Below are 12,945 nucleotides of genomic sequence, written 5' to 3' on the forward strand. Positions count from 1 at the left end.
AGGCGAAGGAATACTTCGACGGCCTGCTCAAGCAATTCACCCGCGAGAAAAACCAAAACCGCCTCTTCCTCGCCAAGATCTGCGAGCGCCTCGGGCTCATCGAGACGCGGCGCGGGCACCACGACAAGGCGCGCGAGTACTTCCGCGCCGGCCTGCGCTGCCTCGAGCCGGGGCGCGAGCCGCTCGAGCAATTCCTGGGGCTGAAGAACTTCCTCGCGGGCCTGGACTTGATCGAGGGCCGCTACGCCGAGGCCATCGCGGCCTACCGCGAGACCCACGCCCTCGCCGCGACGCTGCCCTGGGAGCGACGCCGCATCCTCACCAACAACGACCTGGGCGCGGCCCTCTTGCAGAGCGGGGATTTCGCGGCGGCGGTGGTCCACTGGGAGGCGCAGCTCGAAGACCTGAAGCGCCGCGAAGACCCCAACCCCTACGTCCGCTGCCTCTACCAGCTGGGCCAGGCCCACCTCGACCGCGGCGACAAGGCCCAGGCCGAGCCCTACCTCGAGCAGGCCTCGCGCGCCGCGCGCAACCTGCAAAATCCCGAGATGGAGCTGCGCCTGCGCAACGCGCTGGCCAATCTGTGGAAAGAATCGCGGCCCGCCGACGCACTGGCGATGTACGAGGCCGCCCTCGACACGGCCTTCCAGGGCCACGAGCCGCTCTCGATCGCGGTGGTCCTGCTCAACATGGGATTTCTCTTGGCCGAGATGGGGCAGGCGGCGCGGGCGCGGCACTGCCTGGACCAGGGCCTGCGCTTTTTGGGCGGCCTGCCCGACGCCGAGCGGCGCTTCGCCGACTATTATCAGGAAGCTCGGGAGGAGATCGCCCGGCTCGAGAGCGCCCTGCGCGCCGAGGCCGCGGGCGACCTGCAGCTAAACCCAGCGGAACAGGCCTAGCCGCGCCTCGGGCCGGCGGTAGGCCAGGGCCGCCGCGTAGCCCTCTTCCAGCTCGAGGGACATCGTCAAAAATTCCGGATCCGACTCGGGCGCGACCGCGATGCCGCTCACGCCCAGGCCCTTCGCCTTGAGCAGGGCCTCCTTGCGCGTCCACAGGCGGAAGAACTCGCGGCGCCGCTGGGCCTCGGGCAGGGCGGCCAGGCGGGCGGACTCTTCGGGGCGAAAGTAGCGGCGGGCCAGGGCCGCCTCGTCCACCGGAGCGCGCAGGGCCTCGACGTCGACGCCCACCGCGCGGTCGCGGGCGAAGGCGATCAGGACGATTTCTCCGGAATGGGAGAGGTTGAAGCGCAGGCCGGCGCCGGGCGCCGGGCCGGCGAGCTCGGGGCGGCCCTGGGGGCCGTAGGCGAAGCGGATCTTCTGCGGCGGGGTTTGCAGGTACCAGCCCAAGAGCCGCCGCAGCAGGCCGCGCGCGGCGGTGAAGCGCAGGCGGTCCTCGGCGCGCAGGAAGCGGTCGGCCCGGGCGCGCTCGGCCTCGTCCAAAAGCTCGCGCAGCTCGGCCAGGGTCTTGGCGGCGACGTCGAGTTCGGCGCGCCAGACGTGGACCTCGCCCGGCGGGAGGGTGAATTCCGGGGAGACGGAGGACCAGAGGGGCGTGGGCAGAGGGGTCACGACTCTTTGGTAAGGGATGTTGGGGTAAATTTCAATCAGTGAGGTGGGGTGGGTAGAACGGGGGAGCTTCGTGTGGGTTTTCTTAGAGCTTGATTTCGATATGCTGCATTTTTGCAGGCTCTGTAGGGGCCGTTCGCGAACGGCCTCTACGGGTTTTGCGTTATGACAAATTTCGTAGAATTGCAAAATCCCTGCATTGGGGCGAACACAAGGTTCGCCCCTACAAATCTTTACCGCTTGCCTTCTCTAAGGAGTATCTGTTTCGATCTTCAACATGTCCGGAATCGAGGATATGACGCTCCTTCAAATCGAAAACTTGGATAAAAGCTACCGTGTCGCGGATCGCTCGGTGCCGATCTTGCGGAATCTCAGCCTCTCCCTCTCGGCCGGCGAGCGCGTCGCCTTGGTCGGCCCCTCCGGCTGCGGCAAGAGCACCTTGCTGCAAATCGTCGCCGGCCTCGACCGCGCCGACGGCGGCCGCGTCCGGCTGGGCGAGGTCGACCTGGGCGCGCTCGACGCCAGCGCCCTGGCCCTGCTGCGGCGCCGCGAGCTGGGCATCGTCTTTCAATTCTTCAACCTCTTCTCCTCGCTCACCCTGCTCGACAACGTCCTGCTGCCGGGCCTGCTGGAGCGCGCCCCCGCGCGGCCGCTGCGCGCGCGGGCCGAGGGCCTGCTGGAGCGCGTGGGACTTGCCGCCAAGCGCGGGGCGCGGACGGGCGAGCTCTCCGGCGGCGAGATGCAGCGGGCGGCGCTGTGCCGGGCCCTGCTGCTTAAGCCCAAGCTCCTGCTCGCCGACGAGCCCACCGGCAACCTCGACTCCGAGAATCGTCGTCGCGTCTACGCGCTGCTGCGCGACCTGAGCCGCGAGGAGGGCTGCGCGGTGCTGCTGGCCACGCACGACGCCGAGGCCGCCGCCTGGACCGACCGCGGCCTCGCGATGCGGGACGGAAGGGTGGCGCCCGCTTGAAGCTCTTCCGGCTCATCACCCTCCCCTACTGGCGGCGCCGCGCGCTCAAGACCTTCCTGACCGTCCTCGGCATGGCCTCGGGGATCGCGGTCTATACGGCCATCGACCTCTCCAACCGCTCGGCGCTGCGCTCCTTCGAGGAGTCGGTGCGGCGCATCGGCGGCGACGCGGACCTGGCCGTCGTCGGGCGGGAGCGCAAGGTCGCCGACGCGGACTACGCCGCCGTCCTGCTGCTGCCGGGCACCCGCGCCGCGACGCCGCAGCTGGAGGCGCAGGGGCTGTGCGGGGCCGACGCGAAAACTTCCTTCACCCTGCTCGGCGTCGACCCCTTGAGCCGCGGGGCCTTTTTCTCCGGCGCCGGCGCGCGGCCGCCGGGCGACGCGCGGCCCTGGCTGGAGCTGATGGCCGGGCCCGGCACGGCGCTGGTGCCGGCGACCCTCGCCGCCCGCTGCGGGATTCGCGACGGGGAGGCGTTCACGGTTTTGCTGCGCGGCCGGCCGGTCGCGCTTCGCGCGCGGCTGGGCGGCGGGGGCGACCCGGCCTTCGCCGACTCGGGGCTGATCTTCGCCGACGTCGCCACGGCGCAGGAGGCCTTGGGCGAGCTGGGACACCTGACGCGGATCGAGATTAAACTGGATCCCGGCTCGGAATCGGCCTGGCGCGCGGCGGCCGCGCGGGGGCTGGCGGCCGGCCTGGGCTTCGAGGGCCGCGAGGCGAGCCTCGGGCGCGGGAGGGATTTGCTCAAGGCCTTCCAGCTCAACCTGCTCTCGCTGGCCCTGGTCGCGGTCTTCGTCGCGGTCTTCATCGTCTACAACTCGGCGAGCCTCTCGGTGCTGCACCGGCGTGCCGACTTGGCGGTGCTGCGCGCCCTGGGCGCGACGCGGCGGCAGATCGCCTCGGCCTTCGCGATCGAGGTCCTGCTGCTGGGGGCCTTGAGCGGCCTCCTTGGCGTCGCGCTGGGCGCCGCGCTGGCCCGCGCGCTGTTCGGCGCCATCGCCCAAACCGTTCAAAATCTCTACCTCGCCGGCACCGAGCTGAGGCTCTTCGACGATTGGCGCAGCGCCGGAATCGCGCTGGGCCTGGCGCTGGGGGCCTCGGGCTTGGGCGCGCTGGTGCCACTGGCGGAGGTCTTTTCGACCGGCCCGGCCGAGGCGGTGCGGCGCCTCGGCTACGAGCGGCGGCTGCGGCGGCACCCCCTCCTGCTGGCGGGGGTCGCGGCGCTGATGTTCGCCGCCGCCTTCGCGAGTGCCGCCTTAAGCTCGATCCACCGTCCCGCTTGGGGTTTCGTGACCGCCTTCGCCGTCCTGCTGGGCTTCCTCACGCTCACGCCCGGCGTGATGCGCGGGGCCCTTTCCCTGCTGACCCGCGCGGCGGGGGCGCTGCGCCTGGGCTACGGCCAGGTCGCCAGCGCCCAGATCGCGGAAAATCCCTACCGCTACGGCGTCGTCACCGCCGCGCTGGCCCTGGGCGTCGCGCTGTGGCTGGGCGTGAGCCTGATGATCTCGTCGTTTCGCGGCACCGTCGTCGACTGGATCGGGACGACGATCCGCGGGGATCTCTACCTCACGCTGAGCGACAATCCGGGGAACCGCTATGCGAGCTTTCTCTCCGAGGCGTTTATCCGGGACGCGGAGGCCCTGCCGGGGGTGGCGCGGCGCGACTTCCTGCGCGTCATCCCGGCGCGACTCGGCACGGAGGAGCTGACGCTTTCCGGCGTCGAGCTGCGTGACTTGCTCGCGCGGGGGCAATTCAAGATCCTCTCCGGAGAGTCGGCCGCCTTCGCAAGGCCGCCCGGAGATGCCGCTTGGGCGGCGGTCTCGGAGTCCTTCGCGCGGCGGCGGGGGCTAAAGCCGGGGGATGTCTTTCGGATCGCGACCGAGTGGGGGGCCTGGGATTTGCGCGTCGGTGCGGTTCTCTACGACTACACCTCCGAGCGCGGCATCGTCTACGTCGAGCGGGGCGACTTCGCCGCCTTCAGCGGCGACGGGCGGATCCACGGCATCGCGCTCTATCTGGAGGATCCCGCGCAGGCCGAGGCCTTGGCCGCGCGGGTCCGCGCCTTCCCTTCCGCCCCGCCCACCCTCGAGGCGCGGCCCAACCGCGAGGTGCGCGAGCGGGTGCTGCGGATCTTCGACGAAACCTTCCAAACGACCGAGGCCCTCAAGTTGGTCGCGCTCTTCGTCGCCTTCTTGGGCATCTTGACGACGCTGTCGATCCTGTTGGAGGAAAAGCGCCGCGAGGTGGGGCTGCTGCAGGCACTGGGCGCGACGCCCGCGCAACTGGCGGGCTACGCGCTCAGCCAGGGTGCGGCGCTGGGGCTTTGCGGGTGGCTGTTGGGGGCGTTCTGCGGCGTGGCGCTGTGTTGGGTGATCATTCGGGTCATCAACTACGATCACTTCGGTTGGACGATCTTCTTTCGGCCCGACTGGGGGCTGCTGGGGCAGAGCTTCGGGCTGACGATGCTGGTCGCGACGCTGGCGACGCTGTGGCCGATGAGGTATTTGAGGAAGATTCAGCCGGGCGAGGCGCTGCGGTTTGAAGAGTAGGGGTTGAAGCTGGGAAATTAAGCTACGTTGCGTCGGAAAATTACGGGCGACGTAGGGGCCGTTCGCGAACGGCCCCTAGGAATTTTGCAAATGGCAAAACACTTAAAATTAAGAAGGCCCTGCCCTGGGGCGGATACGAGGTTCGCGCCTACCCTTCTACGAGCGGCGCTCGCCTTGATATTTTTTCTTCCGCTCGCCGTGGTGGTCCAGCCCTCGGTTGCCGCCGACTTTGCCCCCGTCGTGCCCGGCCGCGCCTGGGAATTTCCCCGAGACCATGGGGCCCATCCCGAGTTCAAGACGGAGTGGTGGTATTTTACGGGGCACCTGCGGTCGAAGGACGGGCGACGCTTCGGCTTCCAATGGACGGTGTTTCGCAGCGCCCTGCGGCCGCTTGGCGGTCGCCTCCCCGAAGGTTCGAGCGCCTGGCGGGCCGAACAGGTCTTTCTGGGCCACTTGGCCTTGAGCGATCTGGATAAAAAGTCCTTTATTTTCGAGGAGAACGCCGCTCGGTCGGCCCTGGGGCTGGCGGGGGCGGAGCTAGGGCGTTTCAAGGTCTGGCTGCCGGGCTTTTCGGCTGAAGCTGGAGAGGAAGACTGGCAGATCCGGGCGGAGGGCCGGGACCTGGAAATTTTGCTCCGTCTTACTCCTTCGGCCGAGGTCTTGCTCCATGGGGATCAGGGTTATTCGCCCAAATCCCAGGAGACCGGGCGGGCCAGCTACTATTATTCCTTAACGAAATTAAGCACTTCTGGGTTGCTCCGTCTTCAAGACCAAGCTCTCGAGGTGAACGGGGAGGCCTGGATGGACCACGAGTTCGGGTCGGGGCAGCTTGCCGAGACTCAGGGCGGCTGGGACTGGATGGGGCTGCCGCTGGGCGGGAAGTCGGCGCTGATGGTCTACCGCCTGCGCGACCGGGTCGACTCGGCACGGGATTACCTCTCCGGCACCTACGTCGACGCCGAGGGACGAGCCCATCGCCTGGCCGCGGGAGATATTCAACTAAAACCTTTGGAATATTGGACAAGCCCCCGTTCCGGCGGGAAATATCCGATCGTCTGGCAAGTCGCCCTCCCCGCCCACCGCCTCGAGCTCCGCGTTACGGCCGCCTTTCCGGACCAGGAGCTGGACACGCGGAAGAGCACGCAGGTCGTCTATTGGGAAGGCAGCGTCGCCGTTCGCGGCAAGGCGGGGGACCAGGCCATCGACTCGCGGGGCTATCTGGAGATGACGGGCTACGCGGGGGACTTCGACAAGAAACTATAGGGCGGGTTCAAGCCTTCCCCGCTACTATTCATCGACATTGATGAAGATCGACTCCAAGGCGGCCTCTTCCCGCTGGCGCGGGTCGTCGCCCAAGTCATCCTTGCGCTCGACGCGCTGGAAGGCGGGATCGTCGATCTTGAGCTCTTTGCGGCCCTGCTTGCGGCTGCGACGCTGCTCGGACTTCTTGTTGACGTCCCTCCCGGCGAAGGCGCCGAAGAGACTGCTGAGTTCGGCGAGCAGCCGCTCGTTGGGCACCGCCTGCGGCCACTGCTGCTGGGCCTGAAGCATCGCGCCGCCCATGAAGACGCGGATGAAGGCGTTGAAGATCTGCGTCAAACCCTGGCCGAAATTTTCCTGCACCAAGTGATTGAGCCCCAGCAGCTGGGGATTGTTGGCCGCCATCATCTTGGCCATCAACGCCTGCAGCTGATCGGCCGTGACCTCTTTGCCGATGCCTTGCTGCTTGGCCGCCTGGAGCAGGCTCATCAAGAGGTGTTGCACGTCCTGGACCGGCGTGCCGGCCAGGGTCAAGGCGCTCGCGACGGTTTGCAGGAAGTGCAGCGGGTTCCCGGCCGCGGCGCCGCCCGTCTGCAGCAGCGCCTGCAGGGCCCCTGCGATGGCGCGGTCGGGGATGTTTTGGATCAAGCCGGGAGGTAGGCCCTGCGCGACCAAAAGGGCCTTGGCGGCCTCGGGGTTGGCGGCCAACATGCTGGGCGGCAGCAAGATGCCGACCAGCTGCTGCGTGGTGAACATCTGCGCCGCGCCCTGCGTCATCTGCCCGCCCTGGAAGAGGGCCTGGAATTGCGGGCTGTTGAGCAGCGCCTTGAGCCCGTCTTGGGTGAGCTGCCCGCTCGGCGACAGCATGCGCGCGATGGCGTCCATGACCTGGCGGGCCGGTCCGCCCTCGGGCATGCGCACCCACACCGGCGGCGCGCTGCGCGCCTGCGCGGCCTGGGCCGTGCCGGACTCGGCGTTGGCCTGGGCCAGCGAGTGCAAGGAACCGTCGAGCATGTGATCGTCCGGGGTGATGGGGCTGTTCCCGCCTTCTCCGGAACCCGCGCCCAAGGTGAGGCGCCAAAAATTGCCGCGGCTGTCGCGAACGATCAACTGGATGTTGTCCGGAACCATCCCGAATTTGTCGGCGGCGTTCGCCAATTCGCGCGCGATCTCCCGAGCCTGACGCGGGGTGATCGGCTCGGCGTGGATCCCTTCTCCTGGCGGCAAGGTCACTGGAGGGCCTTCGCCCGGGCGCCGAGGTCCCGGAGGGACGCGATAGCGAAGGTTTTCTTGGAAAAATTCTCGAATTTGGCGACGACGCTTCACGGGGACTCCCTTGCGGCGGAGATATAATCAGGATTATCTCTATATATAAACCCCTTTGCGCCGGGTTGAAACCGCAAAAAAAAGCCCCGCGGGAAATAGCCGCGGGGCGTTAAAAAAAATGGATTGGGTCGAAGTACTTAGGCCACCTCGGCGACCAAGTTGGCCGCCGTCCCCGCCACCACATGGGGGCTATAGTGGGTAGCCCGCTGCAGCTTGGCGCGCTTGGCCAGCTTGGTCCTCAGCTTTTCCACGGAGAGCCGCTTGTTTTTGAGCAGAGTTTCGTACTCTTCCTCGGCCGCGCGCTTGGCCTTGAAGAGCATCATCTGGATGCGGCTGTACACGTTGACCGCCCCGTCCCCGCTGGTCTCGATGGGGAGGAAGATGGCCTCGGGGTAGCGCTCGGTGATGACGCTCTGCACGCCGTCGCTGACGCCGCTCGAGGGCATGCAGCCGAAGGGCTTCACCGAGATGGTCATGTGCGCCTTCTTGTGGATCACGTTCTGGATGAGTTTGCCCACTTCCATGTGGCCCTCGCCGCCGCGCAGCTCGGTGTTGTAGTGCTCGGCCGCGACGCGGGCGTTTTCTTCCATGTCGGGGAGCTTGTAGTTTTTCAGGCCCAGGCAGGAGGCGAAGATCTTGAAAGTCAGGCGCACCGCCTTCTCGGCCACCCACAGGGTGGCGAACTTCTTGGCCACCTGGGTGGTCTTCAGCCCCTTGCGCGCCTCGGCGTCGGAATGCTTCAGGACCATGCGCTGCCGGGTGTCGACGCGGGCCTGCCAGATGTTGTAGAGGATCCAGCCGGCGATCAACTGGATGTCGACCTCGGCGCCCTCCTCTTCCAAGAAGCGCTGCAGGCGGTAGTTGCCCTCGCCCTCGGTGGTCATCGCCCAAAACTCGCCGATCACGCTGACCTTGGGCTTGACCAGGGTGCGGTCGACCTGCACGGCCTGCAGGATCTTGCGGCAACGGCGCAGGCTTTTCAGCAGGCCCTTGCGCTCGCTCAAGGCCTTCATGATGATCTCGCGGCATTGCTCGACGGCCTTGTCGGTGGCGCCCTTCTCGACCTCGTAGGGACGGATGCGATACATGATCGCGTTGAGCGCGTCGCCGACGAAGATCGCCTTGGCAAGGGTGAGGAAGAAGTCCTTGTCCATCTTCAGGCCGACCTCTTGGCCGGTGGCCTGGTGCATGCCGCCGTTCGGCTCGAAGAGCATGACGCGGAAATTCGGGAAACCCGCGTCGGTCAGGGCCTTGCGGTACTCGGTGACGTACATCCCGAAGCGGCAGGGACCGCAGCCGCCCGCGGTGAGAAAGACGTGCTTGTTGACGATGTCCTCGGTGGACATGCCTTCTTTGTCGCGGAGGTTGATCAGGTACTTCACCAGGTTGCCGACGGTGAAATACGTGGGGTTGCACTGCCCGCGGTTGCCGTACTCTTTGCCGGTCTGCAGGGCCTCGTTGTCGGGGCAGTCCAGGGCCTTGATGGTATAGCCCAGACCGGTCAGGCCCGCCTTGACGAAGAGGTCGTGGGCCATGGTGAGGCCCGAGACCAGGATGGTCGTGTGCGCGCGCTGGTCGGCGTAGAAGGCGCGGTTGACCGTGTCTTTCCACTGCTTCTGCTTGGGAGCCTGGTCGAGGCCCAGGCGCCTGCGCTCTTCCTCTTCAAACCGGGCCAGTTCGGCCTCGATGACGGAGAGGGGGGCTTGGGGCATGGCGTTCGTTTCGAGATTAGACGGCTTCGGCATAGCGGGCCTCCTCTTCTTCTTCGGATTTTCCAAAATTGGGATCGGTGAGCTGCGCGCGTCTCTCCTCGAGGCGGCGCTTCAATTCTTCTTTCTTCTTGGCCAGGTCTTCCAGGGCCTCTTCCCGCAGCGAGAGCGAGTGGGCGTAGGTCTTGACGCGGATCTTGATCGAGCCGCCCGGCTTGTTGGCGTCGATGTCGTGCAGGGCGGAGTACGGCGTGCCGCTGGTCCCGATGATCTTGTCGATGATGCCGTAGGTCGGCGCGTCGTGGCCGCACTTGAAGCTGCTTAAGTCGAGGACCGCGATGTTGGGATGCCGCGAGGCGAACTTGGCGGCCCAGACCTTCTGCGCGCTGTTGGCCGAGTAGTTTTCGGGCCAAACGTCGGTGACCTCGAGGGGCGAAGAGATAATGCCGGCCTCGAGATCTTTCTTGAAGAGCTTGGCCAGGTACTCGGGGTCGCGCGGCAGCGAGCGCATCGAGAGCACGGGATAGCCCAGCACCTGGAATTCGTCCAAGACGCTGTGGTTCAGGCCCGGATCGGTGTGGTAGGGGCGACCGATCAGCAGGAGGACCATCTTGTTTTTCGCCTCGGCGTCGTCGAGGATCTGACGGCCCTTGGTCTGCAAGGTCTGGTCGAGGCGCTCCAAGGCCTTCCAGCCCTGGTCGACGGCCCAGTCGCTCTCGTCTTCGGTGACGCCCAGGATCTCGCCGAAGGCGTTGAACATCTGCTTCTTGAACAAGGTCGGCTCGTTGAGGGTGAGCGCCGGGTCCAGGTAAGTGATGCCGCGCTCGGCGAAGAAGTTGTTCTCTTTGGTGAAGGCCGCCTTCATGACCTCGGGGGCGCCCGAGACGATGGGGCAGCAGGCGTTGTCCATGACGTTCTTCAGGCCCGAGGGGATGTGCGTCAGGATGGGGAAGAAAATGTAGTTGAGCGGCTTCTCGGGCTTGTGCTTGTGGAAGAGCAGGTTGTGGATGTGGGCCTGCGAGACCTTCGAGGGATAGCAGGGGTCGATCGAGCCGTACTTGCCGCCCTCGGACCACATCTCCTCGGAAGTGTAGTCGGAGAAGACGATGTTGTTGGGCAAGAGCCCCAGACACTCGAAGTAGGTCTTCCAGATGGGCGCGCTGCTGTAGATGTTGAGCACGCGCGGGATGCCGATGCGCAGGCCGCGGCGCTTGTCGGCCGCCTCTTTGCCGGAGCGGACGAAGCCGCGCTTGATCGGGACGCGCTTGACGTTGCCGAAGAGGGTCTTCTTGACCGCGATGTCCTCGATCTGGGTCTTGTCTTCCGGCAAAGACTGATACTCGTGGCTGTTGAAGAGGACGTGGGCCTCGAAGTCGACCAGGTTGGGATAGTGTTTTTTAAGCTCGTTGCGCTTCTTGCTGAGCTCGAGCATGGCCTCTTTGGATTCGACCGTGCCCTTCTCGCAGCTGAAGCCCGAGATGTAGCGGCTGGTGGCGCCCTCGGGCGTGACCGTGTCGATGAAGGTGCGGCTGCAATTGTTGGGGCAGAAGTGGCAGACCGTCGACTCGTCGTTGCGGCTGGTGTACTTGAGCCCGATCGCCGCGTCGAGGCCGATGAAGGTCGAGTAGCCGCGGCGCTGCACGACGCGGCGGGTCTCCATGGCGGCGCCGATGGCCCCGGCCTCGCCGGTGTGCGGGTGGACGAGGACCTCGGCGTTGGGGACGCGCTCTTTGATGTAGTCGACCTGGGCCTTGACTGCGGCCAGGTTGTACTGCGTGCCGCCCTGCAGGACGAAGCGGCGGCCCAGCTCGGCCATGCGCGGGATCTGCACGACGTACTGCCAGACGTTTTTCGGCAGGACCTGGGCTAGGCCCGCGAGCAGCTCTTCCTTGGCGTAGCCCTCTTTTTGGAAATTGACCCGGTCGCTGTCGAGGAAGACCGCGCAGCCGTAGCTGAACTTGGGCGCCAGGCCGGCGTTGAAGGCGGTCTCGGCATAATCCTGCACCTTGATGCCGAACTGGTCGGCCATCGCCTGCAGCAGCATGCCGTTGCCCGCCGAGCACTGGTTGGAAAGGCGGAAATTTTTGATGTCGCCGTTCTGCATGAACAGGACCTTGATGTCCTGGCCGCCGATGTCGCAGATCACGTCGACGTCGCCGAAAAAGTGCACGGCCGACATCATGTGCGCGACGGTCTCGACGATGTTGACGTCGGCCTTGACCGTCTCTTGCAGGACGTCGGCGGCGTAGCCGGTGGCGCCGAAGCCCAGCACCTCGAGCGTCGCCCCGCGCTGCGCGTAGTAGTCCCTCATCTGCTGGAGGATCTCTTTGGTGTCGGCGATCGGGTTGCCCTTGGAGAGCTGGTAGGCCTTGAGCAGGATCTCGCCGTCCTCGTCGACCAGGACCGCCTTCGACGAGGTCGAGCCGCCGTCCAGGCCGATGAATCCGCGCACCGTCTCGCCCGCCTCGACGGCCTTCGGCTCGAACTTGGGGATGGAATACTCCTTGCGGAAGGCCTCGAGCTCTTCGACCGACTTGACCAGCGGCTTGCCGGCCTTCTCGCCCAGCATGGCCTTGCGGCCGAAGGTGAGGAAGTGCTTGAGATCGTCCAGGCCCTTGTAAATGCCGACGCCGGCCTCTTCGTAGGTGCCGTAGATCACCGCGCCGTAGGCGGCGTAGTACTGCGAATTTTCCGGGACGTAGATCAGCTCTTCGATCGGGACGTCCTTGGGATAGGGATAATTGCGCTCGTTCCAGGTCTCGGGGATGCGCTTGCGCCAGCACTCTTGCAGGAAGGGCAGGTAGGTGTTGGGCCCGCCCAGCAGCAGCACGCGGTGGCGCAGGGTGTTGCCGCGCGTGAGCACCGAGAGGTTCTGCATGACGATGGCGTCGGCCAACGAGCAGAGGATCTCGTTGGAGGGGATGCCCGACTTGACCAAGTTGACGATGTCGGTCTCGGCGAAGACGCCGCACTTGGCGGCGACGTGGTGGAGCTTGGAACCGTCGAAGTGCAGCTGGCCGACCAGCTTGGGCTCGGCGCCGACCTTGATCATGCACTTGTCGATGGTGGCGCCGGTGCCGGAGGCGCACTTGTCGTTCATCGAGGTGATGGCCTGCTTCTGTCCGGTCTCTTCGTTTTCTTTATAGATGATGATCTTCGCGTCCTGGCCGCCCAGCTCGACGACGGAGCCGACGTCGGGATGGAGTTTTTCGACGGCCAAGGTGACCGCGTTGACCTCTTGGACGAACTTCGCGCCCAGCGGCTCGGCCAAGGGGCCGGCGCCGGAGCCGGTGACGAAGAGGCGGATGTTCTCTTTGGGGACGTCTTGGAACTCGTGGCCGATGCGCACCAGGAACTCCATCACCTTCTCGCCCTGGCGGGTCTCGTGGCGCTGGTAGTCGCTCCATAAAATTTCGAGGCTTTGCGGGTCGACGACGCAGGCCTTCACGGTGGTCGAACCGACGTCCATGCCGATCATGAGGTGACGAGGTGCCATGAATATTCCCTAAATGCTGCCTATTGAATATTGAACAAAAATAGACTCGCGTGTCATTTTTACACCGGAAAAA

The 12,945-nt window shown here is 65.9% G+C and carries 8 protein-coding genes; 4 read left to right on the plus strand and 4 right to left on the minus strand.

The genetic code is table 11. The features are described from left to right. The coding region (locus FBR05_04665) for a tetratricopeptide repeat protein (protein MDL1871477.1) at nucleotides 1–899 on the plus strand (899 nt) is incomplete at its 5' end. Here the strand turns inward: FBR05_04665 and FBR05_04670 are convergent. Then, the gene (locus FBR05_04670; GenBank protein MDL1871478.1) at nucleotides 876–1,796 is read right to left on the minus strand and encodes a 4'-phosphopantetheinyl transferase superfamily protein; all 921 of its coding nucleotides are present in this window, start codon (nucleotides 1,794–1,796) and stop codon (nucleotides 876–878) included. The genes FBR05_04665 and FBR05_04670 overlap by 24 nt on opposite strands. A 64-nt stretch (nucleotides 1,797–1,860) precedes the next feature. On the opposite strand from FBR05_04670, the gene FBR05_04675 reads away from it, so the two are divergent. The 3 genes from FBR05_04675 (at nucleotide 1,861) to FBR05_04685 (ending at nucleotide 6,344) form a co-directional block, all read left to right on the plus strand. Next, nucleotides 1,861–2,535 (plus strand): ABC transporter ATP-binding protein, encoded by a 675-nt coding sequence (locus tag FBR05_04675; protein ID MDL1871479.1) that lies wholly within the window; start codon nucleotides 1,861–1,863, stop codon nucleotides 2,533–2,535. Beyond that, nucleotides 2,532–5,081 carry an FtsX-like permease family protein gene (locus tag FBR05_04680; protein ID MDL1871480.1) on the plus strand — a complete coding sequence of 850 codons (2,550 nt, stop codon included), beginning with the start codon at nucleotides 2,532–2,534 and terminating at the stop codon, nucleotides 5,079–5,081. The genes FBR05_04675 and FBR05_04680 overlap by 4 nt, the downstream gene beginning before the upstream one ends. A gap of 90 nt (nucleotides 5,082–5,171) precedes the next feature. Beyond that, entirely contained in the window at nucleotides 5,172–6,344 is a 1,173-nt protein-coding gene (locus FBR05_04685; protein ID MDL1871481.1) for a carotenoid 1,2-hydratase, read from the plus strand. A gap of 24 nt (nucleotides 6,345–6,368) precedes the next feature. Here FBR05_04685 and FBR05_04690 read toward each other — a convergent pair whose 3' ends face one another. The 3 genes from FBR05_04690 to FBR05_04700 form a co-directional block, all read right to left on the minus strand. Continuing rightward, a complete protein-coding gene (locus tag FBR05_04690; GenBank protein MDL1871482.1) occupies nucleotides 6,369–7,667 on the minus strand; it encodes a hypothetical protein in 1,299 nt (432 codons plus the stop codon). 137 nt (nucleotides 7,668–7,804) lie between these two features. After that, the gene (locus tag FBR05_04695) at nucleotides 7,805–9,379 is read right to left on the minus strand and encodes a 2-hydroxyglutaryl-CoA dehydratase (protein MDL1871483.1); all 1,575 of its coding nucleotides are present in this window, start codon (nucleotides 9,377–9,379) and stop codon (nucleotides 7,805–7,807) included. A gap of 16 nt (nucleotides 9,380–9,395) precedes the next feature. After that, nucleotides 9,396–12,872, minus strand: a complete 3,477-nt coding sequence (locus FBR05_04700; GenBank protein ID MDL1871484.1) for a CoA activase — start codon at nucleotides 12,870–12,872, stop codon at nucleotides 9,396–9,398. Between the last annotated feature and the right edge of the window lie 73 nt (nucleotides 12,873–12,945).

Source organism: Deltaproteobacteria bacterium PRO3 (genome assembly GCA_030263375.1).
Lineage (GTDB): Bacteria > UBA10199 > UBA10199 > DSSB01 > DSSB01 > DSSB01.

What these genes read in the sequence shown, in the direction of transcription:
- FBR05_04675 (MDL1871479.1), top strand. Translation starts at nt 1,861, where the DNA reads ATGACGCTCCTTCAAATCGAAAACTTGGATAAAAGCTACCGTGTCGCG.
- FBR05_04700 (MDL1871484.1), bottom strand. Translation starts at nt 12,872, where the DNA reads ATGGCACCTCGTCACCTCATGATCGGCATGGACGTCGGTTCGACCACC.
- FBR05_04685 (MDL1871481.1), top strand. Translation starts at nt 5,172, where the DNA reads ATGGCAAAACACTTAAAATTAAGAAGGCCCTGCCCTGGGGCGGATACG.
- FBR05_04695 (MDL1871483.1), bottom strand. Translation starts at nt 9,379, where the DNA reads ATGCCCCAAGCCCCCCTCTCCGTCATCGAGGCCGAACTGGCCCGGTTT.